This window comes from Streptomyces sp. NPDC058678 (genome assembly GCF_042714835.1).
In the GTDB taxonomy this organism is placed as follows: Bacteria; Actinomycetota; Actinomycetes; order Streptomycetales; family Streptomycetaceae; genus Streptomyces.
Genome location: NZ_JBHXSG010000012.1, coordinates 83,713 through 109,350 on the forward strand (window position 1 = coordinate 83,713; position 25,638 = coordinate 109,350).

Here is a 25,638-nt window from a genome sequence, read left to right on the forward strand (position 1 = left end):
GCCCGGCCCACGACACGAGGAGGCAGGCACCATGCCGCGCTATCTCTCCCTGGTCCAGATCGACGAGTCCACCGCCCCCGCCGAGGGCCCCAGCCCCGAGCTGATGCAGCGGATGGGGGAGCTGATCGACGAGATGACGAAGGCCGGCGTGCTGCTGGACACCGCCGGGCTGACGCCGACCGCGCAGGGCAACCGGGTGCGTTGGGAGGGCGGGCAGCTGTCCGTCACGGACGGGCCGTTCACGGAGGCCAAGGAGGTCGTCGGCGGCTACGCGATCATCCAGGCCAAGGACAAGGCCGAGGCGATCGAGTGGACCAAGCGGTTCCTGAAGGTGCACGAGGAGCACTGGACGGTGACGTGCGAGGTGCGGGAGATCGCCGAAGGCTGAGCGCCGGCTGAGCGTTTGGCGGCATGCCTGCGCGGGTGTCTGATGGTGGGCTGTGACACCACAGCCCACCGCCGACCCGCGCGGAGCCGTCGAAACCGTCTTCCGGATCGAGTCCCCCCGCATCATCGCCGGCGTCGCCCGCATCGTCCGGGACGTCGGCATCGCCGAGGAACTGGCCCAGGACGCGCTCGTCGCGGCCCTGGAACAGTGGCCGCGCGACGGCGTCCCCGACAACCCGGGCGCCTGGCTCATGGCCACCGCCCGGCACCGCGCCGTCGACCTGGTCCGGCGCCGGGAGAACTACGCCCGCAAGCTCGCCGAGATCGGCCGGGACCTCACGGACGCGGCCCCGCCGGAGGAGCCCGCCGACCCCGAGGACATCGACGACGACCTGCTCCGCCTGGTCTTCACCGCCTGTCACCCGGTCCTGTCCGCCGAGGCCCGCACCGCCCTCACCCTGCGTCTGCTCGGCGGCCTGACCACGCCCGAGATCGCCCGCGCGTTCCTGGTGCCCGAGGCGACGGTGGCTCAGCGCATCGTGCGCGCGAAGCGGACCCTGGCCGCCAGGAACATCGCCTTCGAGGTCCCCTACGGCCCCGACCGCGAGGCCCGCCTCGGTTCCGTCCTCGACGTCATCTACCTGATCTACAACGAGGGTTACGCCGCCACGGCCGGCGACGACTGGCTGCGCCCGGGCCTGTGCGAGGACGCCCTGCGGCTGGCCCGCGTCCTGTCGGCCCTGATGCCGAAGGAACCCGAAGTCCACGGCCTGACCGCCCTGCTGGAGTTCCAGACGTCCCGGTCCGCGGCCCGCACCGGCCCGTCCGGCGAGCCCGTCCTCCTCAAGGACCAGAACCGCCGCCGCTGGAACCGCATGCTCATCGCCCGCGGCATCACCGCCCTCGGCCGCGCCGAAGCCACCGGAGCCCCGGGCCCGTACGCCCTCCAGGCCGCGATCGCCGCCTGCCACGCGATGGCGCACTCCTACGAGGAGACCGACTGGCGGGCGATCTCCACGCTGTACGCCCTGCTCGCCGCCCGTGCCCCCTCCCCGGTCGTCGAACTCAACCGGGCGGTCGCCGTGTCGATGGCGGACGGCCCGGGTCCGGCGCTGGAGATCGTCGACTCTCTGGCCGCCGAACCGGCCCTGCGGGACTACCACTTGCTGCCGAGCGTGCGGGGCGACCTGCTGATGCGTCTTGGCCGTACGACGGAGGCGCGGGCGGAGTTCGTACGGGCGGCGGAGCTGACGCACAACACCCGGGAACGGGAGCTGCTGCAGAGGCGGGCGGCCGAGGCCGGGGCTTCCTGAGTCAGGCGGGGTGCCCGAGGAGCATGGTCGGCGCCCCGGCGACCCGCGTCAGGAACACGGTCGCCGAGTTCGGCCCGTGCTGCTTGGGGAGGGCCTTGCGGCGCAGTTCCTCCGGCTCGACCGCGGATCCCCGCTTCTTCACGGTCAGGATGCCGACTTCGCGCTCCCGCAGCAGGGCCTTCAACTTCTTCACGTTGAAGGGCAGTCGGTCGGTGATCTCGTACGCGGAGGCGTACGGGGTCACGTGCCGCTCGTCGGCCGTGATGTAGGCGATCGTGGGGTCGATCAGCCCGCCGTCGAGCTCCTCGGCGACCTCGGCGACCAGGTGGGCGCGGATGACGGCGCCGTCGGGCTCGTACAAGTACCGTCCGACGGGGCGGACCCGGGGGTCGGGCAGGCCCCGGCCGAGGAGCGTCCGCGGGCCCGGCAGCAGGGTCGCCCGTACCGCCCCCGGTTCGGTGCGGAACCACAGCACCGCCTCCTTGACGTCCCCGCCGTCGGAGATCCACTCGGCCTCCGCCTCGGCGGGCACGGCCTCGTGGGGGATGCCGGGGGCGACCTTCAGCGCGGCGGCGCGAGACGCCGTACGGGCGGCCTGGACGGCCCAGGACAGCGGTGGCGAGTACGCCTCGGGGTCGAAGATCCGCCCCCGCTTGGCGGAGCGCCTCGCCGGGTCGACGAACACGGCGTCGTATCCGGACGTGTCGACCTCCGTGACGTCCGCCTCCCGCACCTCGACCAGATCGGCGAGGCCCAGCGCGTCCGCGTTCGCCCGTGCCACCGCCGCCGTCCCCGGGTCCCGGTCCACGGCCAGCACCCGGATCCCGGCCCGCGCCAGCGCGATCGCGTCCCCCCCGATCCCGCAGCACAGGTCGGCCACGGAGGTCACGCCCAGCTCCTGCAACCGCCGCGCCCGGTACGCCGCCACGCTCGCCCGGGTCGACTGCTCGACCCCGTGGGGCGTGAAGAACATCCGCCCGGCGTCCTCGTCCCCGAACTTCGCCGCCGCCCGCTGCCGCAGCCGCGCCTGCCCGAGCGCCGCCGACACCAGTTCGGCGGGGTGCTCGCGGCGCAGCCGGGTGGCGACGGCGAGTTCGTCGGCCGGGGCGGTGCCGCGCACCGCGTCGAGGAGGGCGCGGCCCTCGGGGGTGAGGAGGGGGGCAAGGTCGTTCACCGCATCATTGTGGGCCAGTCGGTGGACGGTGTGCCTCCGGTGGCGGTGTCGGCCCGGGTTCGCAGTGGCGGTCCTGCGAGGATCCGGCACCATGCGAACAGTAGGACAAACATACAAAAATGGGCCATCGGTGACGGTGCGGACCGGTGTCGCCGTGCTCGCCGTCGCGGCCCTCCTCTCCGGCTGTGCGCAGGGCGGCGGCTCCGAGGTGCGGCCGGCCCTCGGCCAGCAGCGTGCGAAGGAGGGGGGCGCGGCCAAACTGAGGGCCGCGCACCAGGCCAGGATGGCGGCGGTGAAGCGCTGGGGTCTCCAGAAGGTCCCGCTCCTGCCCCCGCGTCCGCCTGCCGTCAAACCGAGGATCACCACCCGCAAGGGCTTCGAGGTGGACGGCCACCACAACCTGCCGCCGGTCTTCACCACGGTCCCCACCGAGCAGAAGGTCGTCTTCCTCACCATCGACGACGGCGCCGAAAAGGACCCGGCGTTCCTGCGGATGATGAGCGAACTGAAGATCCCGTACACCGCCTTCCTCAGCGACTACCTGATCAAGGAGGACTACGGCTACTTCAAGAAGATGCAGGCCCGCGGGGTCACCCTCAACAACCACACCCTCCGTCACCCCTACCTGCCCGGGCTGTCGTACGCCCGCCAGAAGCACGAGATCTGCGGCATGCAGGACGTGATCGAGAAGCGCTACGGCAAGCGCCCCACCCTCTTCCGACCGCCCTACGGCAACTACAACGAGGACACCCTGCGCGCCGCCAGATCCTGCGGCATCAAGTACGCGCCCCTGTGGAACGAGGAGGTCTTCGTCGACCGCTGGGAGTACCGCGAGTGGGACCGCGAGATCCGCCCCGGCGACATCGTCCTCAGCCACTTCCGCGGCCGGGAGATCTGGAAGGGCACGATGCCGGACATGATCCGCCGCTTCCTGAACAAGATCACCAGGGAGGGGTACGCCGTGGCCCGCCTGGAGGACTACCTGTGAGGTGGCGGGCCCTCACGGCCGGCGTCCTCGCGGCCACCCTCCTCACCGGCTGCGCCCAGTCCGCCGACCCCGTCGAACGGCTCGGCGAGAAGGCGGCCGGGCGGGCGGGGTCGTACGGCCCGAGCGGGGCGGCCGAGGGGATGGGCTCGAACGGTCCGCAGGGGGAGGGGTCGCACCGGCCGGGGGGCGGCTCGGAGGGCCCGGGAGACGCGGGCTCGGACGCTCGGGAACGCGGGAGCTCGCACGGGCCTGAGGGCGGCGGCTCGGAGAGCCCGGGAGGCGCGGGCTCGGACGCTCGGGAACGCGGGAGCTCGGAGGGTCCGGGAGGCGCAGGCTCGGAGGGCCGGGGAGGCGGGGGCTCGGACGGCCCGCGAGATGCGGGCTCCTACGGCCCGGAAGGCGCGGGCCCGTCCGGTCCGGAACGTGCGGGCCCGTCCGGTCCGGAAGGCGCGGGCGAGCGGCCGTACCGTCGATGGGGGCTCGCGGCCCCCCTGCGTCCGGCCCCGAAGCCGGCCGCCCGGCCCGCCGCCCCGCCCACGGGCCGCCCGCCCGTCCTCGACCGCGTCCGCACCCGCGACCGGGTCGTCTTCCTCACCTACGACGACGGGGCCGAGAAGGACCCGCGGTTCGTCGACATGGTCCGCGAACTGCGGCTTCCGGTCAGCATGTTCCTCACGGACAGTGTCGTCGGGCCGGGATACGGCCACTTCGCACGCCTCCGGTCGGTCGGCGCGAGCATCCAGAACCACACCCTCGACCATCCCGCGCTGCGCGGGCTGCCGTACGCCGGCCAGCGCGCCGAGATCTGCGGGCAGCAGGACAAACTCCGCTCCCGCTTCGGCATCCGCCCCCGCCTCTTCCGCCCGCCCTACGGCACGTACGACACCACCACCCTGCGCGCCGCCGCCGACTGCGGCCTCTCGGCGGTCGTCCTGTGGCGGGCCTCGGCGGAGAACGGCGAGCTGACCTTCACCGAGGGTGCGAACCGCCCGCGGCCGGGCGACATCGTCTCGGTGCCCTCGCGCGAGCCGACCGCCGACACGCTGACGGAACGGACGATGCGACTGCTGCGGGAGATCCAGGGGAGGGGGCTGACGGTGGGACGGCTGGAGGACTACGTCTAGGTCACGTCCAGGGCACGTCCCGGGCACGTCCAGGTCGGCTTTTCGGTGCCGGTCCAGGCCGCTCCCGGCCCGAGGCGGGCATCGGCAGAGGGGGCCCGACAGCGAACGCAAGGTGAAAACCTGGCCGCCGCGCCGCACCGCATTGGCACTCCGCTTGACCGAGTGCTAATCGCAGTCATAGTCTCAGACCTGGCACTCCCCCCTGGAGAGTGCCAACTAGCGACGGGCAGGTCCGGCACCCGCGACGACGGATCCACCTGGTCGCCACCTCAGACAGTTAACCCCGTGAGATCTCCGAAGGGGGAGGTCGGATCGTGACGACCACCAGCTCCAAGGTTGCCATCAAGCCGCTCGAGGACCGCATTGTGGTCCAGCCGCTCGACGCCGAGCAGACCACCGCCTCTGGCCTGGTCATCCCGGACACTGCCAAGGAGAAGCCCCAGGAGGGCGTCGTCCTGGCCGTGGGCCCGGGCCGCTTCGAGAACGGCGAGCGTCTTCCGCTCGACGTCAAGACCGGCGACATCGTGCTGTACAGCAAGTACGGCGGCACCGAAGTGAAGTACAACGGCGAGGAATACCTCGTCCTCTCGGCTCGCGACGTGCTCGCGATCATCGAGAAGTAATTCACCTCGCTTCGCGTCACCGCGAAGCACATTGCTTGAGCTGCGCCCCTGGCCCCCCGCGATCACCACATGAGCCGGGCGCCGGGGGCGCGGCTAATTTCACCTAGATTTCCGAGAGGGCTCACGCTCCCATGGCGAAGATCCTGAAGTTCGACGAGGACGCCCGTCGCGCCCTCGAGCGCGGCGTCAACAAGCTCGCTGACACGGTCAAGGTGACGATCGGCCCCAAGGGCCGCAACGTCGTCATCGACAAGAAGTTCGGCGCCCCCACCATCACCAACGACGGCGTCACCATCGCCCGCGAGGTCGAGGTCGAGGACCCGTACGAGAACCTCGGCGCCCAGCTGGTGAAGGAGGTGGCGACCAAGACCAACGACATCGCGGGTGACGGCACCACCACCGCCACCGTGCTCGCGCAGGCGCTCGTACGCGAGGGCCTGAAGAACGTCGCCGCGGGTGCCTCCCCGGCGCTGCTGAAGAAGGGCATCGACGCGGCCGTGGCCGCGGTCTCCGAGGAGCTCCTCGCGACCGCCCGCCCGATCGACGAGAAGTCCGACATCGCCGCCGTGGCCGGTCTGTCCGCCCAGGACACGCAGGTCGGCGAGCTCATCGCCGAGGCGATGGACAAGGTCGGCAAGGACGGTGTCATCACCGTCGAGGAGTCCAACACCTTCGGTCTGGAGCTGGACTTCACCGAGGGCATGGCCTTCGACAAGGGCTACCTGTCGCCGTACTTCGTGACGGACCAGGAGCGCATGGAGGCCGTCCTCGAGGACCCCTACATCCTCATCAACCAGGGCAAGATCTCCTCGATCCAGGACCTGCTGCCGCTGCTTGAGAAGGTCATCCAGGCGGGTGCCTCCAAGCCGCTGCTGATCATCGCCGAGGACGTCGAGGGCGAGGCCCTGTCGACCCTGGTCGTGAACAAGATCCGCGGCACCTTCAACGCGGTCGCGGTCAAGGCCCCCGGCTTCGGCGACCGCCGCAAGGCGATGCTGCAGGACCTGGCGGTCCTCACCGGCGCCACGGTCATCTCCGAGGAGGTCGGCCTCAAGCTCGACCAGGTCGGCCTGGACGTGCTGGGCTCCGCCCGCCGCGTCACGGTCACCAAGGACGACACGACCGTCGTCGACGGCGCCGGCGACTCGGCGGACGTCACGGGCCGCGTCGCCCAGATCAAGGCCGAGATCGAGAACACCGACTCCGACTGGGACCGCGAGAAGCTCCAGGAGCGCCTCGCGAAGCTGGCCGGCGGCGTGTGCGTGATCAAGGTCGGCGCCGCCACCGAGGTGGAGCTGAAGGAGAAGAAGCACCGCCTGGAGGACGCCATCTCCGCGACCCGCGCCGCGGTCGAGGAGGGCATCGTCTCCGGTGGTGGCTCCGCTCTGGTGCACGCCGCCAAGGTGCTCGAGGGCGGCCTCGGCAAGACCGGCGACGAGGCCACCGGTGTCGCCGTCGTCCGCCGCGCGGTCGTCGAGCCGCTGCGCTGGATCGCCGAGAACGCCGGCCTGGAGGGCTACGTCATCACCTCCAAGGTCGCCGAGCTCGACAAGGGCCAGGGCTTCAACGCCGCCACCGGCGAGTACGGCGACCTGGTCAAGGCCGGCGTCATCGACCCGGTCAAGGTCACCCGCTCCGCCCTGGAGAACGCCGCCTCCATCGCCTCCCTCCTCCTCACGACCGAGACCCTGGTCGTCGAGAAGAAGGAAGAAGAGGAGCCGGCCGCCGGGGGTCACTCCCACGGCCACTCCCACTGAGGCACGGCAGCACCCCGAGGCCCGGCACCCGCGAGGGGGCCGGGCCTCGGCGTGTGTGCGGGTGTCGGAACAATCCCGGCCTCACCGACGCGGACCAGACCTCGATGGGCCCATCGCCATCCAGGTCCGCCGGGCCGCCGAAGTACTCGGGTACGACCCGAACAACCTCACCGACATGCAGCGGGACACCGTCGTCGAAGCGACCAGGGACCCGGCCCAGAACATGTTCATCGCGTCCGAATACCTGGCCCAGCTCAAGGCCGAGAGCGAGTTCGCGGACGTACCGCCGGAGCAGATGACCCGCGCACAGATGCAGGAACTGGCCGCCCGCTACAACTGCGGCCCGTACTACGAGAGCGATGACGCCCAGGCATATGGTCGCGGCTTCGACCGGAAACTGGATGACGCGAAGGAGGCGCTCAGGTGAGCTCCAGCCCGACGGCGGACGTGCGCGAGGGCCGGCGGTCGAGGTCCTCCAGCCGGGTCGGCACCGCCGTATGCGCAGTCGTTGTCGCTCTTGGAGCTCTGGTGACGGGCTATGTCGTGCTCACGGCCTACATGGTCGAGCCGGACGGCCCGTGGGACAGGCAAGCCGTCACCAATTCCGGCGTCGCAGCCGGCATCGGCTTGGCCTTCTCCGGCGTGGTGGCCCTGCTGACGTGGATGTTCGTCAGGGCCCAGTGGATGCGCCGGTGGTGGTACGCCATCCCCACGCTGTTGGCGGTCGCCGCGCTGCTGCGGCTGACGGTGCTCGCGCCGGAGATCTGACACGGCGAGCCCGGTCGAGGCGGACAGACCCCGCGGAACCCCCACTCCCCTGAGGGAGCGGGGGCTTTCCCCTTCGCGGGTCACGGGGTCTGAGCGACCATCCCCAACTGCTCCAGCAGACCGGCCCGGTCGTACTGCCACCAGCCCTCGCAGATCATTCCCTCCCGGAACCGGTGCCAGGTCGTACCCGTCATGGCGACCTCCTGTCCGGTGGCCGCGATCCCCAGGAACTCGCCCTTCTGGCGCCCGGTCCACGTCCACCGCGTGCATACCCGGTCCCCCTCGGCGACCTGGTCGTCCACCCGGAACGAGAAGTCGAAGGACCGCCGCCAGCCGGCGTACTCCTCCCGCGCCCCGCGCAGGCCCAGGTCCTGCGGATTGGCGGGATCATGATCCACGTAGTCGTCCGTGAACCGCTCGAACATCGCCTCTGCCTCGCCCCGCCCGGCCTCCACGAAGAACTCCCGCGCGACCTCACGGTTGAGCTGCTCGTCCCGCACCACGTCCAGGTCGGTGAAGGTCGGCATCCCGTCACACAGGGCGACCAGCTCCCGGAAGACCCGCTCGGTCTCGGGAAGATTCGAGTTCCGCATCGCCTCCTCGTACGACGGAAACTCCACGATCTCCACGAAGTGCGACGCGTCCGACAGATCCTTCCCCACCACGGCATGCGTCGCGGTCCGCTTCCCCCGGGTCTGCTCGACCCACGCGTCCATCAGCCGATTCATCTCCTCGAACCGGCTGGTCCTGCAGTCAATGAGCTGTACAAAGGTCATGACACCGCCTCCGGCCCCCTGGGTCCGGCTGAACAGCACCATTCTCCCACCAGGACGCCTCGGCGCCTCCTGTTCGTTTGGCATCATGACGCCATGCAGGCGTGGGGGAAGCAGTCCGTCTCGGCGGGCGGCGACATCGGTGTGGCCGTCACGGGCGACCACAGTCAGGTCCTGCTGGCGCCCGCGGTGCGCTCGGGCTACCGGGAGCAGGTGCGCCGCATCGCCCCCGCCGAACTCGTCGACCGCGAGACCGAGTTGGCCGACCTGGCAGCCTTCTGCACCGCCGAATCCGGCCCGGCGTATGCCTGGTGGCGGGCAGGAGCCTGGGCGGGCAAGACCGCGCTTCTGTCCTGGTTCGCGCTGCACCCTCCGCAGGGAGTGCGGATCGTCCCCTTCTTCGTCACGGCCCGGCTCGGGGCGCAGAACGACGTGGTGGCGTACGTCGACGTCGTACTGGAACAGCTGGCGGAGCTGTCCGGCGAGGGCATCCCGGCCTACCTGACCCCGGCCACCCGCGAGGCCCACCTGTTCCGCCTCTACGGCGAGGCCGCCCGCGCCTGCCGGGAGCGCGGCGAACACCTGGTCCTGCTGGTCGACGGCCTGGACGAGGACCGCGGAGTCACCACAGGTCCCGACGCGCACAGCATCGCGAGCCTGCTGCCGGCCCGCCCTGAGCCCGGCATGCGGGTCCTGGTCGCCGGCCGCCTCAACCCACCCCTTCCGGGCGACGTACCCGGCGACCATCCGCTGTGCGACCCAGCCGTCGCGCAGACGCTGAAGCCGTCGCCGTACGCCCAGGCGGTGCGCACCGAGGCGGAACGCGAACTGAAGCAGCTGATCGAGGCGGGTGGCCTGGAGTACGACCTGTTGGCCCTGGTCACAGCCGCGGGCGGCGGCTTGACCGCGGAGGACCTCGCCGGGCTCACGGGAGCGGTGCCCTACCGCGTCCGGAACACCCTGGACACGCGCGCGGGGCGGACCTTCGGCAAGCGGGTGCACGTGTACCTGCTCGGCCACGAGGAACTGCAACTCCAGGCCGAGGACATGCTCGGCGCCGCCGAACTGCACCGGTTCCGGAGCCGGTTGTACGTATGGGCCGACGAGTGGCGGGACCGCGACTGGCCCGCGAAGACACCGGAGTACCTGCTGCGGGGCTACTTCCAGATGCTGCGTGCGACCGGGGACCCGGACCGGCTGGTCGCGTGCGCGCTGGATGCCGTACGGCACGACCGCATGCGGGAGTTCACCGGCGGTGATGGTGCCGCGCTGAACGAGATCCAGGCCGTGGAGCAGCTCGTGGCCGAGCGGGCCGGGCATCCGCTGCTCGACTCCGTGCGACTGGCGGTGCACCGGGACCGCCTCGGCCACCGCAACGCGGGACTGCCCCACGCGCTGCCGAAGGCGTGGGCCGCGGCCGGTCGGACGAGCCGGGCTCTGGCACTGGCGCGCGGCTTCTCGAACCCGGAGCGGCGAGGACTGGCGCTGGCGGACGTGGCCGGCGAACTGCTGACCCGCGGCGGGGAGACACACACGGCGTCGGAGCTGCTGGCCGAGGCCGAGACCTGCGCGCGACAGTGCGGCGAACAGCTCTCCAACAACCTGATCAGGGATCGGGTGATCGAGCACCTGGTCCGGGCCGAGCGGTACGACGAGGCCGCCGAGACGGCGCGTGCCCTCGACGACTCGATCTTCGGGCCGCACCCGTACACGCGGGTGGTCACCGGCTGGCTGGCGGCCGGACGCCTGGATCGCGCACAGGAGTTGGTGCGCACCGCCCCCGACGAGCAGTGTGCCGCGCTGGGCACCGAGGCCGTTGTCGCGGCGCTGATCGAGGAGGGACAGGCGGCCGAGGCCGAGCGGCTGGCACGGGCAGCCGCGTTCCCGGCCGCCCGTATCCGGGGGCTGATCACGGTGGGCGCCGCGCTCACCCGCTCCGGTGAACGACCGCGCGCGGAACGCCTCTACGCCGAGGCCTCGTTGCTAGCCGCCTACGACGAGCACCGGGCCGTCCAGGTCACCGGGCTCCTTCTGGCGGGCGAGTTCAAGCGGGCACTCACGGCCGCGAGGACCGTGCGGGACCGCTCCAGACGGCAACGCGCGCTGGCGGACGTCGTGAAGCACTGTGCGGAAGCGGGACAGTTCGAAGCCGCCCTGCGCCTGGCCCGTTCACTCGGCAAGAACACCCGCCCGTCCGCACTGCGGAACGTCGCACTGAGCCTGGCCCGCAAGGGGGAACACGAGCGTGCCCTGGCCCTGGCCCTGGAGATCTCCCAGCCCGGCACGGACTCGGGCACACTGCTGTGTTCCCTGGTGCGGGTACTGGCGGAAGCGGGTGAGATCGACGCGGCCGAGACGTTGGCACGCAGTGCGGACGAGTGGGTCTGGCGGCGGAGCGCCCTGTGCGAGATCGTCGGGTCCCTGGCCAGGCGCGAGGACTTCGGCCGGGCCACCGACCTCGCGGCCTCCATAGAAGATCCCGAAGGCCAGGCCCGCGCAATGGTCGACGTGGCCCTCGAACTGGCGAGATCGGGGAGGCAGGAGCAGGCGGAGCAGATCCTTCAGGACGTCGAGACGCGTACGCGGTTCCCCGACGCGCTCACGGCCGCCTTGAAACTGAGTCACGCGGCCATGGCCTTCGGCGAGGCCGGACGCCTGGAGGAGGCCCTGTCGCTGCTGCACGACGTGGAGGAGCTGTTCCCGCGGTGGGATGTCGTCCGCTTCGCCGGGAAGGAGCTGACGGCCGTGGTCTCGTCGCTCGCCGCCGTGGGAGAGATGGACCGGGCCGCGGCGCTGCTCGGACGGATCATCCCGGATCAGCGGAGAGGAGCGGTGACGGCACTGGTGCGATGCCTGGCCGCGAGCGGTGCCCACGAACGGGCGAGGGCACTCGCGGAGTCCTACATCCTGGACAGGAGTGACGATCCCCTCAGGGTGTACGACGTGAACGGTGCACTGGTCCGCGGCCTTGCGCAGGCCCATGACTTCGACCGTGCCGAGAGCGTGATTCGGGAAACGCCCGATTTCTACTTTCGGTCCGAGTGCGGAGGTGACCTGGCCTTGGCGATGGCCGAAGCAGGCCTGCACGACCGGGCGAAGGCACTGGTCGACGAACTCACCACGAGCGTGCCGGTGGCCGGCACCCCTGACGTGGTGCGGGCACTGATCAAGGTCGGTGAACACGACTGGGCCGTGGCGCTGGCGGCCGAGGCCGAGTCGTACGTCGACGAACAGGAGGAGGTGCACTGGGCCTCGGTGGTCCCGCTCGCCGGGGTCATGGTCGCCCTGGGCCGTTACGACGAAGCAGTCGTCCGTGTCGAACGCCTCCTCCAAGACCTCGACGAGCAGACCACGCGGGCCGTGACGGAGGTCGTGAGCGCACTCGCCGACGCCGGCGCCCTCGGCCAAGCCGAACGTCTGACTCGGCTCCTCGTCGCCCCTGCCTCCGCCGCACAGGCCTACACCTCCGTCGCGGCGGCCGCGACGGACCCGGCGCAGGCGCGTCGGCTGACCGCCCTCGCCCTGCAGGCCGGCGGCTGGGTGCCGGCGCTTCCCGCCCTGTTGCGGCACGCTCCCGAGACGGTGCCCCTGGTGATCGACGCGGCGCACGAGATGAAGTCCGCCTGCCGTCACCGCCCCGAGCCGCCTACTGCGGCCCGTACTTCCGCCCAGTCCTGGAGCTGATCCCCCCGAGCAACCCCCGAGGCACCACCTTCACCACACCCATCAACGCCTTGTACCGGGGATCCGGAATCGACACGGTCTTCCCGCGCGCCAGATCCCCCAACGCCGCCGCGACCAGCTTGTCCGCGTCGAGCCACATCCACCCCGGGATGTTGTCCGTCCCCATCCCGGCCCGCTGGTGGAACTCCGTACGCACGAAGCCCGGGCACAGCGCCATCAGCCGCACCCCGCTGCCCGCCAGGTCCTTCGCCGCTCCCTGCGTGAACTGCACGACCCACGCCTTGGACGCGCCGTACGTGCCGCGCGGCAGGAAGGCCGCCACCGACGCGACGTTGACGACACCCCCGCGCCCGCGCTCCCGCATCGCCTCCGTCGCCGCCGACGTCAGTCGGAGCACCGCCTCGCAGTGCACCTTGAGCATCATCAGCTCGTCGGCCATGGACACGTCGAGATAGCGGCCCTTGTTGCCGAAGCCCGCGTTGTTGATCAGCAGGTCGACCGGGTTCTTACGGTCGGCCAGTCGGGCGGCGACCGCCTCGATACCGTCGTCGGTCGCCAGGTCGGCGGTGAGGACCTTGACCTCGATGCCGTGCCGGTCGTGCAGTTCGGTCGCCTGTTCCCGCAGCCGCTTGGTGTCGCGGGCGACGAGGACGAGGTTGTGCCCGTCCGCCGCCAGCCGTCGCGCGAAGGCGGCACCGATGCCCGCGGTGGAACCCGTGATGAGAGCCGTTGTCATGGCCCAAGGTTAATGACCCGGACTGCGGGCGTCCGCTCTCTGCACACGGGCTCCGGCTGCGTGAAGGCGGGGCGAACGGCGGACCCGAGAGCGCCCGTCAGGCTCCCTGCTTCTCGTGCTTCTCGACGTACTCCCGTGCCCACTGCCGCACCTCCGAGTGCAGCGCCCCACCCGCCACCAGCAGCCGCGGCTGCAGGTGCCGCTCGGTGGTGATCGCCCGGAACACCAGGGCCACCGTCACGTCGTGGTCGGGCCGGTGGATGATCTCGACGGGGTCCCCGGTCCGGATCTCGCCCGGTTCGATCACCCGCAGATACGCACCCGACGCTCCCTTCTGCGTGAAGCGCTTCACCCACCGCTGCTCACCCATGTGGCCCTGGAAGGTGAAGCACGGAATCCGCCCACTGGTGACTTCCAGCACCACCTCGGACCCGACGCGCCAGCGCTCGCCGATCAGCGCGCCGGAGACGTCGATGCCCTGCGTCGTGAGGTTCTCGCCGAAGGCGCCGTTCGCCAGCGTGCGGCCCAGTTCGGGCTCCCAGTCGTCCAGGTCCTCGCGGGCCACCGCGTACACGGCCTGGTCGTCGCCGCCGTGATGCCGGGTGTCGCACACCGTGTCCCCGGCGAGCCCGCTCGCCCCGACCCCCTTGGGCCCGGGTGCCGTCACCTTCACCGGCGCACTGGTCGGCTCTTTGTCGATGCCGGTCAGTCCTTCCGGCTGGTCCGTGTACGGCACGGCCTTCGCGCGGCCCAGATTCACCGAGAGAAGCTTCATGGGTGCACGGTAGGGGACCCCACCCCAAAGTGTCGACGGAGTTTTCTGCTCGATCCCCAAGCTCCGCTTATGCTCTGTGGGTGATCGAGGCCCGTCATCTCCGCGTGCTGCGCGCCGTCGCCGCCACCGGCTCCTTCTCGGCGGCGGGGCGCGAACTGGGCTGCACCCAGCCCGCCATCAGCCAGCAGATGAAAGCCCTGGAGTCGTCCGTCGGCACGCCTCTGCTCATTCGCAGCGGACGCGAGATGAGGCTGACCCAGGCCGGTGAGGCGCTGGTGCGGCACGCCGCCGGGATCCTCGCCGGGCTCACCGCGGCCGAGGAGGAAGTCGCCGCCATCGCGGGCCTGCGCGCCGGACGGGTCAGGCTCGTCTCCTTTCCCAGCGGCAGTTCCACCCTCGTACCGACGGCGCTCGCCGCCCTGCGCGCCGAACACCCCGGCACCCGGGTCTCCTTGGAGGAGGCCGAACCGCCGCAGTCCGTCGCGCTGTTGCGTGAGGGCGACTGCGACCTGGCGCTCGCCTTCCGGTACGAGGGGGCGGCCGGCGCCGAGGAGTGGGACGACCTCGTCGTACGGCCGCTGCTGACGGACCGGCTCGTCGCGCTCGTGCCCGAACGGCACCGGCTCGCGCGTACCGGGTCCTCGGGGTCTGTCGCCATCGGCGAACTCGCCGGGGAGCCGTGGATCGCCGGCTGCCCGCGCTGCCGCGGTCAGCTCGTCGAGGTGTGCGAGAGCGCCGGCTTCACGCCGCGCATCGACTTCGCGACCGACGACTATCCGGCGGTCGTCGGCCTGGTGAGCGCCGGTCTCGGCGTCGCCGTCCTGCCCCAGCTCGCCGTCGAGTCCGTACGGCCACGGGGTGCGCGCACGGTGACGCTGGAACCGGCGGTCCGGCGGGAGATCGTCGCGCTCACGCTGCCCGACCTGGCTCAGGTCCCGGCGGTGGCGGCGACCCTGGACCAGCTGACACGCGCCGCGAAACGCTGACGCGCGCTCCCGAGGAATGCCCCGGGGAAAAAATTAGGGGCACGCGTGCGCGTGCCCATCTCGCAGAAACGTTCCTTCAGTTGTTCGGTCGTCCGGTCGTTCAGTTGCTCGAAGAGCCGTCCCCGGTCGACGCCGACACCAGCCGGTGGCGCGCCCGCCCCATGAGTTCCTCGCGTTCGTCCTCGGTCAGCCCGCCCCAGACGCCGTACGGCTCTCTCACCGCCAGCGCGTGCGCCGCGCACTGCGCGCGCACCGGGCACCTCATGCAGACCTCCTTGGCCGAGTTCTCGCGAGCGCTCCGGGCCGCACCGCGCTCCCCCTCCGGATGGAAGAAGAGCGAGCTGTCCACCCCTCGACAAGCGGCCAGGAGCTGCCAGTCCCACAGGTCCGCGTTCGGTCCGGGAAGGCGGGAGAAATCTGCCATTGCGTGACCCCTTGTAGCCGTTCTGGGCGGATACGGTGTCTACGACCGTACATCTACGATCTAAGGAGATGAAAATATGACTCATTGCGAATCTAGCCTCAGACACTAAGAAATGGGAAGAAAAGGGTCTGAATGGGGCATGGGTTGTGATGAAACGTTGTGGGTCCACCGCGCATGTCTGCACCGTGTCCGCGCCCTCACGTAGAGTGCCGAAGATGGCACACAGCCCCGTAACTCTTTCGAGTGACCATCGTTGAGAGTGCGGAGGCGGTTGAAGCAACAAGCGCTCGGGCAGGCGTCCGAGACGGTCGACCGCACAGGTGACGATTTCGTACCAGCCTGGAGGCTCAAGGTGACGTGCATCAGCTGCGGAGGACGGCCATGACATCCGTCCTCGTCTGCGACGACTCCCCGCTTGCCCGAGAGGCGCTCCGCCGCGCGGTTGCGACCGTGCCCGGTGTCGAGCGCGTGACGACGGCGGCCAACGGCGAGGAAGTCCTCCGCCGCTGGGGTGCCGACCGCTCGGACCTGATTCTGATGGACGTACGCATGCCCGGTCTGGGCGGCGTCGAGACCGTCCGGCGGCTGCTGTCCGCCGATCCCGGTGCGCGCATCATCATGCTCACCGTCGCCGAGGACCTCGACGGCGTGGCGCTCGCGGTTGCCGCCGGTGCCCGCGGCTACCTGCACAAGGACGCCTCGCGCGCCGAACTGCGCGCCACCGTGACGCAGGCCCTCGCCGACCCGACCTGGCGGCTGGCTCCGCGCCGGCTGCGCTCCGCCGAGATGGGCGCCGCGCCGACGCTCACCGCGCGCGAGATCCAGGTCCTCGAGGGCATGAGCCACGGCCGCTCGAACGCCGAGATCGGCCGAGAGCTGTTCCTCTCCGAGGACACCGTCAAGACCCACGCCCGACGGCTGTTCAAGAAGCTCGGCGCCTCGGACCGCGCGCACGCAGTGGCGCTCGGTTTCCGCTGGGGCCTGGTGCGCTGAGCAGGGCTGGGTGTGTCGTAGCGGGGGTACGGAGATCCCCGCCCGCCTCGGGGCGGGCGGGGGTGGCGATGGGGCCCGCCGGGCGCCCGCTGCTCGTTTCGCCGCGGATGCCGCATCCTTGAGGGTGTGGAGTTCCTCGGGGACGAGTCGATCGAGCGGGAGGGGAGGGCGCAAGGGATGAGTTCCGGCGCACCTGCTCATAACGCTTCGGTGCACAACGACCAGGGCGATGCCACGCATCGGATGGCGCCAAGGCACCATGGACCGATGCGCGACGACGAGGCGGGCACTGCCCCAGGGGCGATCGGCGGGCTCGTGCATCGCGCCGTCGACGGGGATGAGCAGGCCACTCACGACCTGCTCGCCCATGTCCACCCCCTGGCGCTGCGCTACTGCCGCACCCGTCTGTCCCGCCTCCCCGGCGACGCCCGGCACTTCGTCGAGGACCTGGCTCAGGAGGTCTGCGTGGCGGTCCTCCTCGCGCTGCCTCGCTACAAGGACACCGGCCGCCCCTTCGAGGCGTTCGTCTTCGCCATCGCCGCGCACAAGGTCGCCGACCTGCAACGGGCGGCGATGCGCCACCCCGGTTCGACGGCCGTCCCCTCGGACGAGATGCCCGAGCGACCCGACGACTCGCTCGGCCCCGAGGAGCGGGCGCTGCTCAGCAGCGACGCCGAATGGGCCAAGAAACTCCTGGCCAACCTTCCCGAGAACCAGCGGGAGCTGTTGCTGCTGCGCATCGCGGTGGGCCTCACGGCCGAGGAGACCGGCCAGATGTTGGGAATGTCACCCGGAGCGGTCCGGGTGGCCCAGCACCGGGCACTGAGCAGGCTGCGGGCGCTGGCCGAGCAGTAGCGCTCGCCGGGGCGCTGCCCCGGATGACCAGGCTTGCACCGGATATGAACAGGCGTCCGCGGAATTCCGTACGAACATACGAAGCCCGGAGTCATCCGGAACCGTGGAATTCGGGAGCTGAGCTTCCCGTTAGCATGGACATCCGCACCGAGCAAGGCCATTTGGGGAAGGTGTCATGACTGCCAACGTCGACGGAGTGCCCGGAAAATTCGCGACCCTCGGGCTGACCTACGACGACGTGCTGCTGCTGCCGGGCCCGTCGGACATGGCACCCGACGAGATCGACACCGCCTCGTACGTCTCCAAGAACGTGCGGGTCAACATCCCGCTCCTGTCCGCCGCCATGGACAAGGTCACCGAGGCGCGCATGGCGATCGCGATGGCCCGCCAGGGCGGCGTCGGCGTTCTGCACCGCAACCTCTCCATCGAGGACCAGGCCAACCAGGTCGACCTGGTGAAGCGCTCCGAGTCCGGCATGGTGGCCGACCCGATCACGGTCCACCCGGACGCCACGCTCGGCGAGGCCGACGCGCTGTGCGCCAAGTTCCGCATCAGCGGTGTCCCGGTGACCGACGGCAACAAGAAGCTGCTCGGCATCGTCACCAACCGCGACATGGCCTTCGAGACCGACCGCACCCGCCGGGTACGTGAGGTCATGACGCCGATGCCGCTGGTCACCGGCAAGGTCGGCATCTCCGGTGTCGAGGCCATGGAGCTGCTGCGCAAGCACAAGATCGAGAAGCTTCCGCTGGTCGACGACGCGGGCATCCTCAAGGGCCTGATCACGGTCAAGGACTTCGTGAAGGCGGAGAAGTACCCGAACGCCGCGAAGGACGGCGAGGGCCGTCTGCTGGTCGGCGCCGCGGTCGGCGTGGCCGGTGACGCCTTCGAGCGCGCCCAGGCCCTGATCGAGGCAGGCGTCGACTTCATCGTCGTCGACACCGCGCACGGCCACTCCCGTCTGGTCGGCGACATGGTCGCCAAGATCAAGTCGAACTCCTCGGGCGTCGACGTCATCGGCGGCAACATCGCCACCCGTGACGGCGCCAAGGCGCTCATCGACGCCGGTGTCGACGGCATCAAGGTCGGCGTCGGCCCCGGCTCCATCTGTACGACCCGTGTCGTCGCCGGCATCGGCGTCCCGCAGGTCACCGCCATCTACGAGGCGGCGCTGGCCGCCAAGGAGGCCGGCGTCCCGGTCATCGGCGACGGCGGCCTGCAGTACTCCGGCGACATCGCCAAGGCCCTGGTCGCGGGTGCCGACACCGTGATGCTCGGCTCGCTGCTCGCGGGCTGCGAGGAGTCGCCGGGCGAGCTGATGTTCATCAACGGCAAGCAGTTCAAGTCGTACCGCGGCATGGGGTCGCTGGGCGCCATGCAGTCCCGCGGCGACCGCAAGTCCTTCTCCAAGGACCGCTACTTCCAGGAGGGCGTCGCCTCCGACGAGCAGCTCGTCCCCGAGGGCATCGAGGGCCAGGTGCCCTACCGCGGCCCGCTCTCCTCGGTCGTCCACCAGCTGGTCGGCGGTCTGCGCCAGTCGATGTTCTACGTCGGCGGCAGGACCGTCCCCGAGCTCCAGGACAACGGCCGGTTCGTACGGATCACCTCGGCGGGCCTCAAGGAGAGCCACCCCCACGACATCCAGATGACGGTCGAGGCACCGAACTACAGCCGCAGCAAGTGACCCCCACGCGCGCGTGAAGCAGGCCGAGGGCGGCTCCGGAGCATCCGGGGCCGCCCTTGTCGTACCCGTCGGCGATACTGGAAGACGCTGAAACGCATCAGGGAAAGGCCACACACGTGACTGAGATCGAGATCGGGCGCGGCAAGCGCGGCCGCCGGGCGTATGCCTTCGACGACATCGCCGTCGTCCCCAGCCGCCGTACGCGGGACCCGAAGGAGGTCTCGATCGCCTGGCAGATCGACGCCTACCGATTCGAGCTGCCCTTCCTGGCCGCCCCCATGGACTCGGTCGTCTCCCCGGCCACCGCTATCCGTATCGGTGAGCTCGGCGGTCTCGGGGTGCTGAACCTCGAGGGCCTGTGGACGCGGCACGAGGACCCGCAGCCGCTGCTGGACGAGATCGTCGGCCTGCCGGTCGAGGCCGCGACCCGCCGCCTTCAGGAGATCTACGCCGCTCCGATCAAGGAAGAGCTGATCGGGCAGCGCCTCAAGGAGGTGCGCGACTCGGGCGTGGTCACCGCTGCCGCGCTCTCCCCGCAGCGCACCGCCGAGTTCTCCAAGGTGGTCGTGGACGCGGGCGTGGACATCTTCGTCATCCGCGGTACGACGGTCTCCGCGGAGCACGTCTCCGGCTCGCACGAGCCGCTGAACCTGAAGCAGTTCATCTACGAGCTCGACGTCCCGGTGATCGTCGGCGGCTGCGCCACGTACACCGCGGCCCTGCACCTGATGCGCACCGGCGCGGCCGGCGTCCTGGTCGGCTTCGGCGGCGGCGCCGCCCACACCACGCGCAACGTGCTGGGCATCCAGGTCCCGATGGCCACGGCGGTCGCGGACGTGGCGGCTGCCCGCCGCGACTACATGGACGAGTCCGGCGGCCGGTACGTGCACGTGATCGCCGACGGTGGCGTCGGCTGGTCCGGCGACCTGCCCAAGGCGATCGCCTGCGGTGCCGACGCGGTGATGATGGGCTCCCCGCTGGCCCGTGCCACGGACGCGCCCGGCAAGGGTCACCACTGGGGCATGGAGGCGGTGAACGAGGAGCTGCCGCGCGGCAAGAAGGTCGACCTCGGCACGGTCGGCACCATCGAGGAGGTCCTCGCCGGCCCGTCCCACACGCCGGACGGCTCGATGAACTTCTTCGGGGCGCTGCGGCGGGCGATGGCCACGACCGGGTACAGCGAGCTGAAGGAGTTCCAGCGCGTCGAGGTGACGGTGGCGGACTCCGTGCACCGGCGCTAGTCGACACGACGCGAAGGGGCCGCCCACCGTCAGGTGGGCGGCCCTTCCGGGTACGTACGGGATACGTACCCGGTACGTCGGTACCCGGTACGTCAGTACCCGGTAAGTCGTTACGCGGCGGCCTTCTTGGCGCCGGAGAACGCGGCGAACGCGCCGACGCCGAGGAAGACGAAGGTCAGCACGTCGGCCTCCTCGCTCCAGCTCTTGGTCACGAGGTCGAAGTGGTCCGTGAAGATCGTCATCACGGACATGCCGCTCGCGTCGGCGCCGATCATCGCGATGCCGATGAGCTGGCCCGCGTAGACGGCCCCGAGGGACAGGATCGCGCTCACCACGGGCAGCGCCGGGTGGGAGCCGCCGATCTTGCCCGCGGCGAGGCCGATGAGGAAGCCGACGCCGACGGCCGCGTAGCCGATCTCGTACTCGGTGGCACCGACGATGGCGCCGTAGATGCCGGCGGTGACCAGGGCCGCGACGACGGCGACGACCAGGCCGAGGGCGACATTGCCGCGGGCCGGGGCGGGCGGCGCCGGGGCGAACGGTACCGGGGGAGGCGGCATGGCGCCCGGCTGCTGGGCGTACGGGTTGCCCTCGGCGGGCTGCGGCGGTGGCGTTGGCTGGGTCATGACAGAAATCCCCCCATGTCCCTCGCGGGACCGGTGAACGAGCGGTGTGGTGTGCGCACGAGCGTGCGACGGATCTCGCGCACACATGTGCGACGAGTCACGAAGAGTAGCAGGCACCCCTGCCCGGTTCACCCGGGAATTCGCCCTCAGATTCGATGGGCCGCCCCGGTCGGCGTCGCCCCTCGCGTGTCCAGCAGCAACTGGGCCTTCACCGACAGACCCTGGAGGTCGTAGGTGCGGTGCTGCTGGAGCAGGATCGTCAGATCGGCGTCCGCGGCGGCCTCGTAGAGCGAGTCCGCGCGCGGGACCGGGCGGTCCAGGACGCTCCAGGACGGGACGTGCGGGTCGTGGTAGCTGACCGAGGCGCCCAGCTCCATCAGCCGGACCGCGATCTCCTGGGCGGGAGTGGACTGCTGGTCGGCGAGGTCGGGCTTGTAGGTGACGCCGAGGAGGAGGACGCGGGCGCCCCGGGCCGACTTGCCGTGCTCGTTGAGGAGGGTGGCGGCGCGCTGGATGACGTAACGCGGCATCTGGCTGTTGACCTGCTGGGCGAGTTCCACCATGCGCAGGGTGCGGCCGGAGCCGCTGCCGGTCAGGTCCTGGGGGACGGCGTGGCCGCCGACGCCGGGGCCGGGGCGGAAGGCCTGGAAGCCGAACGGCTTGGTCTCCGCGCAGCGGATGACGTCCCAGAGGTCGACGCCCAGGTCGTGGCACAGGACGGCCATTTCGTTGACGAGGGCGATGTTGACGTGCCGGTAGTTGGTCTCCAGGAGCTGCACGGTCTCCGCTTCGCGTGGTCCACGCGCGCGTACCACCTTGTCGGTGAGACGGCCGTAGAAGGCGGCGGCGGACTCGGTGCAGGCGGGGGTGAGACCGCCGATCACCTTGGGGATGTTGGCGGGGGTGAAGTCGCGGTTGCCGGGGTCGACACGGCTGGGCGAGTAGGCGAGGTGGAAGTCGCGGCCCGCGCGCAGCCCGGAGCCCTCTTCGAGAAGGGGGCGCAGGAAGTCCTCCGTCGTGCCCGGGTGGACGGGCGACTCCAGGATGACCGTGGTGTGCGGGCGCAGGTGGGCGGCCAGGGTGCGGGCGGCCGCCTCCACCTGGCCGAGGTCGAGTCCGCCGTCCGCGCCCCGTGGGGTGGGGGCGCAGATGACCGCGGTGCGCACCCGGCCGAGTTCGGCCGGGGAGGTGGTCGGCCGGAAGCCCCCCGAGAGCATCCGGCGGACTTCGGCGGGGCTGAGGGAGCCCGGCTCGGGACCGGTGCGGTAACCGAGCGTGTTGATGCCGACGGCGACGGCGGCCTGGGCCAGGGGCAGTCCGTAGGGGCCGAGTCCGATGACGGCGAGATCTGCGGGCATGGCGTGGACCGTCCTTCCCAGTAGCCGAAGCGGGACAGGTGCGCAAGCCCTGTGGACAGGATGGACGAGCGCAATGTCAGACTAGGAGTAAATATGACCGTTGGGCGGGATTTATTACGTGTGTCTCCCTGTGGGTCCGTGAGTGTTGTTGCGCACGGCGTGAAGGTTGTCCACAGGCTGGGGCCCCTGGTGGCTGAAGTCGGGCAACCCGGTCAGAATTTGGGCATGGGGGATACGAACCGGGCCACTCCTCCGGGGTGAACCGGCACGACCGACAGCGGGAGGCAGCGGTGAGGACAGCGACACTGGGCCCGGCGCAACGCGCCGAGTCACTCGCATCAATGGCCGAGCGCGAGCTGGACGTGCTGGTGGTGGGCGCGGGAGTGGTCGGCGCGGGCACCGCGCTCGACGCCGTGACCCGGGGCCTGTCCGTGGGCCTGGTCGAGGCGCGTGACTGGGCGTCGGGCACGTCGAGCAGGTCCAGCAAGCTGGTCCACGGCGGCCTGCGCTATCTGGAGATGCTCGACTTCGCCCTCGTCCGCGAGGCGCTGAAGGAACGCGGTCTGCTGCTGGAGCGGCTCGCGCCGCATCTGGTCAAGCCGGTGCCGTTCCTGTATCCGCTGCAGCACAGGGGCTGGGAGCGGCTGTACGCCGGGTCGGGCGTCGCCCTCTACGACGCCATGTCGATGGCCCGCGGTCATGGCCGGGGCCTGCCCGTGCACCGGCACCTGAGCCGCCGGCACGCGCTGCGCGTCGCGCCCGCCTTGAAGAAGGACGCACTGGTCGGCGCGTTGCAGTACTACGACGCCCAGATGGACGACGCCCGCTTCGTGGCGACCCTGGTGCGCACGGCGGCGGTGTACGGCGCGAAGGTCGCCAACCGCGCGCGCGTGACCGGATTCCTGCGCGAGGGCGAGCGCGTGGTCGGCGCCCGGGTGCAGGACGTCGATGCGGGCGGGGAGTACGAGGTCCGCGCCAAGCAGGTCGTGAACGCGACCGGTGTGTGGACCGACGACACCCAGGCGATGGTGGGGGAGCGCGGGCAGTTCCACGTCCGGGCGTCCAAGGGCATCCACCTGGTCGTGCCCAAGGACCGGATCACGTCCTCGAGCGGCTTGATCCTGCGCACCGAGAAGTCCGTCCTGTTCGTCATCCCTTGGGGCCGCCACTGGATCGTCGGTACGACGGACACCGACTGGGACCTCGACAAGGCGCACCCGGCCGCGTCCAGCGCCGACATCGACTATCTCCTCGAGCACGTCAACTCGGTGCTCTCGGTGCCGCTGACCAGGGACGACGTCCAGGGGGTGTACGCGGGACTCCGGCCCCTGCTGGCCGGCGAGTCGGACGCCACCAGCAAGCTGTCGCGCGAGCACACCGTGGCGCATCCGGCACCCGGGCTCGTCGTGGTGGCCGGCGGCAAGTACACGACATACCGGGTGATGGCCAAGGACGCGGTGGACGAGGCGGTGCACGGGCTCGACATGCGGGTCGCCGAGTGCGTGACGGAGGACGTCCCGCTGCTCGGCGCCGAGGGCTACCGGGCGCTGTGGAACGCGCGGGCGCGGATCGCCGCGCGGACGGGTCTTCATGTGGTGCGCGTGGAGCACCTGCTGAATCGGTACGGCGCGATGGCGGAGGAGGTGCTCGACCTCATCGCCTCGGACACCTCGCTCGGCGAACCGCTCCATGCGGCCGACGACTACCTGCGCGCCGAGATCGTGTACGCCGCCTCGCACGAAGGTGCGCGGCACCTGGACGACGTCCTGACCCGGCGTACCCGCATCTCCATCGAGACCTTCGACCGGGGCACCCGCAGCGCCCGTGAGAGCGCCGAACTGATGGCGCCGGTACTCGGCTGGGACAAGGGCCACATCGAACGCGAGGTCGAGCACTACGAGAAGCGGGTGGAGGCGGAGCGGGAGTCACAGCGACAGCCGGACGACCTGACGGCGGACGCGGCGCGGCTGGGGGCGCCGGACATCGTGCCGCTGTAAGGCTTTTCGGGCGGAGTGCGTCGGCGGTGGGTGGCCGGGCGTCTGCGGGCGGTGGCCGGGCCGTCGGCGGTGGGTGGGGGGTGGGGCGAGCGTCTGGCGCCGGTGGTCGCATGCCCGCGGTGGGTGGCCGAGCGTCACTCGAACGAGTGTCGCGAACCGGGATCTTCGTTCGGAACCCGGCCGTTCTACGAGGTGCGGGGGCAGAACTCGGCAGCGAGCAGCCGGGGTTCGAGGCCGGGATCTGCAACCGCCGTCGTGTTCACGCGGAAGGTGAGGACGCGACGGCCGCCGACCGTGGCCGCGGTGCGCACGTAGCTGCCGGTGATGCGGCCGTTGTGCCCCCACACCGTGGTGCCGCACGGCAGCTTCACCGGGAACAGGCCCATGCCGTACGCGCCGTGTGCGGTGCGGGTGTCGAGCATCTCGCGCAGCCAGCGCGGGGACAGCAGCCGTCCGCCGAGCAGGGCGGCGTAGAAGCGGTCCAGGTCGGCGAGCGTGGTCACCAGCTCGCCCGCGGCGCCGGCCACCCGCGGGTCGAGTTCGGTGACGTCGGTTCCGTCGGCGGCGTAGGCGCGGCCGTGCGGGGAGGGGAGAGTCGTGCGGGAGCCGGGGAAGGAGGTGCCCGTCAGACCCAGCGGAGCGATGACGCGGCGCTCGGTCTCGGTGGCGTACGAGTGGCCGGTGACCTGCTCGACGACCAGGCCGAGCAGGACGTAGTTGGTGTTCGAGTAGGAGTAGCGGCCGGGGGTGGCCGGAGGGTGGGTGAGCGCGATGTGCACAGCTTGAAGAGGGGTGACGGGCACGACGCCGTTGGTGTCCGCGGTGAAGTCGTACAGGCCGCTGGTGTGGGTGAGCAGGGCGCGCAGGGTCAGCGCGCGGCCATCGTTGCCCGCTCCCCGCACCAGGCCGGGCAGGTGCTGCTCCACGGTGTCGGACAGTTTCAGCCGGTCCTCGGCGGCCAGTTGCAGGACGACCGTCGCGACGAAGGTCTTCGTGATGCTGCCGGCGCGGAAGTGGTCGGCGCGGGAGATGCCCGGACCGCTCTGGGCATAGCGGGTGCCGGACTCCTCGCGGGCCAGCAGGGCCGCGGCGGCGAGGCCACCCTGCTTGACCAGCAGCGGAAGGACCGCGTCCGTGGGCGGGATCGTCGGGGCCGAGGAGGCGGCGGGGGCCAGGGCGAGCAGCGCCAGGCACAGGGGCACTGCCGACAGCGTCCGGAGCGGTGGCATCGCGCGGGTCCTCCCTTGTCGGGGCCCATCATGCAGGGCGGTGGACGGCTGCTTCACCGGACCCCGTGTGGAGGGCTGCCGGTGCCGTCAGGGGCACCCTGGGCGTTGGGCACTTGTCGGGTGAGGGACAATGGAGGCTCTGT

The 25,638-nt window shown here is 70.9% G+C and carries 22 protein-coding genes and 1 pseudogene; 15 read left to right on the forward strand and 8 right to left on the reverse strand.

Annotated features, from left to right (window positions below):
• Positions 1–31: 31 nt before the first annotated feature.
• Positions 32–388, forward strand: a complete 357-nt coding sequence (locus tag ACFWWR_RS14215) for a YciI family protein (protein ID WP_383866074.1) — start codon at positions 32–34, stop codon at positions 386–388.
• A 52-nt stretch (positions 389–440) separates the two neighbouring features.
• Positions 441–1,700, forward strand: a complete 1,260-nt coding sequence (locus ACFWWR_RS14220; RefSeq protein WP_383866076.1) for an RNA polymerase sigma factor — start codon at positions 441–443, stop codon at positions 1,698–1,700.
• A gap of 1 nt (position 1,701) precedes the next feature.
• Here ACFWWR_RS14220 and ACFWWR_RS14225 read toward each other — a convergent pair whose 3' ends face one another.
• A complete protein-coding gene (locus ACFWWR_RS14225) occupies positions 1,702–2,874 on the reverse strand; it encodes a methyltransferase domain-containing protein (protein WP_383866078.1) in 1,173 nt (390 codons plus the stop codon).
• A gap of 91 nt (positions 2,875–2,965) precedes the next feature.
• Between ACFWWR_RS14225 and ACFWWR_RS14230 the strand changes: the two genes are divergently transcribed.
• The 6 genes and pseudogenes from ACFWWR_RS14230 to ACFWWR_RS14255 all read left to right on the forward strand — a co-directional run bounded on the left by ACFWWR_RS14230 (position 2,966) and on the right by ACFWWR_RS14255 (position 8,134).
• Positions 2,966–3,862 (forward strand): polysaccharide deacetylase family protein, encoded by an 897-nt coding sequence (locus tag ACFWWR_RS14230; RefSeq protein WP_383866080.1) that lies wholly within the window; start codon positions 2,966–2,968, stop codon positions 3,860–3,862.
• Positions 3,863–4,257: 395 nt separating this feature from the next.
• Positions 4,258–4,986: pseudogene (locus ACFWWR_RS14235) on the forward strand (polysaccharide deacetylase family protein); the annotation flags it as partial.
• Positions 4,987–5,300: 314 nt separating this feature from the next.
• Positions 5,301–5,609 (forward strand): co-chaperone GroES, encoded by a 309-nt coding sequence (gene groES, locus ACFWWR_RS14240; protein ID WP_003998759.1) that lies wholly within the window; start codon positions 5,301–5,303, stop codon positions 5,607–5,609.
• Between the two features lie 131 nt (positions 5,610–5,740).
• Positions 5,741–7,366: a chaperonin GroEL gene (gene groL, locus ACFWWR_RS14245; protein WP_383866083.1), complete on the forward strand. Its 1,626-nt coding sequence runs from the start codon at positions 5,741–5,743 to the stop codon at positions 7,364–7,366.
• A gap of 175 nt (positions 7,367–7,541) precedes the next feature.
• Entirely contained in the window at positions 7,542–7,793 is a 252-nt protein-coding gene (locus tag ACFWWR_RS14250; protein WP_384303396.1) for a hypothetical protein, read from the forward strand.
• Positions 7,790–8,134 (forward strand): hypothetical protein, encoded by a 345-nt coding sequence (locus ACFWWR_RS14255; RefSeq protein WP_383866087.1) that lies wholly within the window; start codon positions 7,790–7,792, stop codon positions 8,132–8,134. Before ACFWWR_RS14250 ends, ACFWWR_RS14255 begins: the two co-directional genes overlap by 4 nt.
• Before the next feature lie 80 nt (positions 8,135–8,214).
• Here ACFWWR_RS14255 and ACFWWR_RS14260 read toward each other — a convergent pair whose 3' ends face one another.
• On the reverse strand, positions 8,215–8,910 hold the full coding sequence (locus tag ACFWWR_RS14260; RefSeq protein ID WP_383866089.1) for an ester cyclase: 696 nt from the start codon (positions 8,908–8,910) through the stop codon (positions 8,215–8,217).
• Positions 8,911–9,003: 93 nt separating this feature from the next.
• Between ACFWWR_RS14260 and ACFWWR_RS14265 the strand changes: the two genes are divergently transcribed.
• Positions 9,004–12,591, forward strand: a complete 3,588-nt coding sequence (locus tag ACFWWR_RS14265) for a hypothetical protein (protein WP_384303398.1) — start codon at positions 9,004–9,006, stop codon at positions 12,589–12,591.
• Here the strand turns inward: ACFWWR_RS14265 and ACFWWR_RS14270 are convergent.
• Both ACFWWR_RS14270 and ACFWWR_RS14275 read right to left on the reverse strand, forming a co-directional pair.
• Positions 12,554–13,327, reverse strand: a complete 774-nt coding sequence (locus ACFWWR_RS14270; RefSeq protein WP_383866093.1) for an SDR family NAD(P)-dependent oxidoreductase — start codon at positions 13,325–13,327, stop codon at positions 12,554–12,556. The two genes, ACFWWR_RS14265 and ACFWWR_RS14270, sit on opposite strands and share 38 nt — an antisense overlap.
• Positions 13,328–13,424: 97 nt before the next feature.
• Complete coding sequence (locus tag ACFWWR_RS14275) at positions 13,425–14,102, reverse strand: MOSC domain-containing protein (protein ID WP_384303400.1); 678 nt, start codon at positions 14,100–14,102, stop codon at positions 13,425–13,427.
• Between the two features lie 80 nt (positions 14,103–14,182).
• Between ACFWWR_RS14275 and ACFWWR_RS14280 the strand changes: the two genes are divergently transcribed.
• On the forward strand, positions 14,183–15,088 hold the full coding sequence (locus tag ACFWWR_RS14280) for a LysR family transcriptional regulator (protein WP_383866097.1): 906 nt from the start codon (positions 14,183–14,185) through the stop codon (positions 15,086–15,088).
• 100 nt (positions 15,089–15,188) lie between these two features.
• Here ACFWWR_RS14280 and ACFWWR_RS14285 read toward each other — a convergent pair whose 3' ends face one another.
• Positions 15,189–15,512 (reverse strand): WhiB family transcriptional regulator, encoded by a 324-nt coding sequence (locus ACFWWR_RS14285; protein ID WP_383866099.1) that lies wholly within the window; start codon positions 15,510–15,512, stop codon positions 15,189–15,191.
• 381 nt (positions 15,513–15,893) lie between these two features.
• Here ACFWWR_RS14285 and ACFWWR_RS14290 point away from each other — a divergent pair, with 381 nt between their 5' ends.
• The 4 genes from ACFWWR_RS14290 (at position 15,894) to ACFWWR_RS14305 (ending at position 20,285) form a co-directional block, all read left to right on the forward strand.
• Positions 15,894–16,505: a response regulator transcription factor gene (locus tag ACFWWR_RS14290; protein WP_003948568.1), complete on the forward strand. Its 612-nt coding sequence runs from the start codon at positions 15,894–15,896 to the stop codon at positions 16,503–16,505.
• A 267-nt stretch (positions 16,506–16,772) separates the two neighbouring features.
• Positions 16,773–17,360: a sigma-70 family RNA polymerase sigma factor gene (locus tag ACFWWR_RS14295; protein ID WP_286064117.1), complete on the forward strand. Its 588-nt coding sequence runs from the start codon at positions 16,773–16,775 to the stop codon at positions 17,358–17,360.
• A gap of 175 nt (positions 17,361–17,535) precedes the next feature.
• Positions 17,536–19,044, forward strand: coding sequence for an IMP dehydrogenase (gene guaB, locus ACFWWR_RS14300; RefSeq protein WP_383866101.1), 1,509 nt, complete (start codon positions 17,536–17,538; stop codon positions 19,042–19,044).
• A gap of 116 nt (positions 19,045–19,160) precedes the next feature.
• Positions 19,161–20,285, forward strand: a complete 1,125-nt coding sequence (locus tag ACFWWR_RS14305; RefSeq protein ID WP_383866103.1) for a GuaB3 family IMP dehydrogenase-related protein — start codon at positions 19,161–19,163, stop codon at positions 20,283–20,285.
• A gap of 110 nt (positions 20,286–20,395) precedes the next feature.
• Here ACFWWR_RS14305 and ACFWWR_RS14310 read toward each other — a convergent pair whose 3' ends face one another.
• Both ACFWWR_RS14310 and ACFWWR_RS14315 read right to left on the reverse strand, forming a co-directional pair.
• Positions 20,396–20,911 (reverse strand): hypothetical protein, encoded by a 516-nt coding sequence (locus tag ACFWWR_RS14310; RefSeq protein ID WP_383866105.1) that lies wholly within the window; start codon positions 20,909–20,911, stop codon positions 20,396–20,398.
• Between the two features lie 146 nt (positions 20,912–21,057).
• The gene (locus ACFWWR_RS14315; protein ID WP_383866107.1) at positions 21,058–22,269 is read right to left on the reverse strand and encodes a nucleotide sugar dehydrogenase; all 1,212 of its coding nucleotides are present in this window, start codon (positions 22,267–22,269) and stop codon (positions 21,058–21,060) included.
• Between the two features lie 290 nt (positions 22,270–22,559).
• Here ACFWWR_RS14315 and ACFWWR_RS14320 point away from each other — a divergent pair, with 290 nt between their 5' ends.
• Positions 22,560–24,266: a glycerol-3-phosphate dehydrogenase/oxidase gene (locus tag ACFWWR_RS14320; protein WP_383866109.1), complete on the forward strand. Its 1,707-nt coding sequence runs from the start codon at positions 22,560–22,562 to the stop codon at positions 24,264–24,266.
• A gap of 185 nt (positions 24,267–24,451) precedes the next feature.
• Here ACFWWR_RS14320 and ACFWWR_RS14325 read toward each other — a convergent pair whose 3' ends face one another.
• Entirely contained in the window at positions 24,452–25,495 is a 1,044-nt protein-coding gene (locus tag ACFWWR_RS14325) for a serine hydrolase domain-containing protein (protein ID WP_384303402.1), read from the reverse strand.
• Positions 25,496–25,638 lie beyond the last annotated feature (143 nt).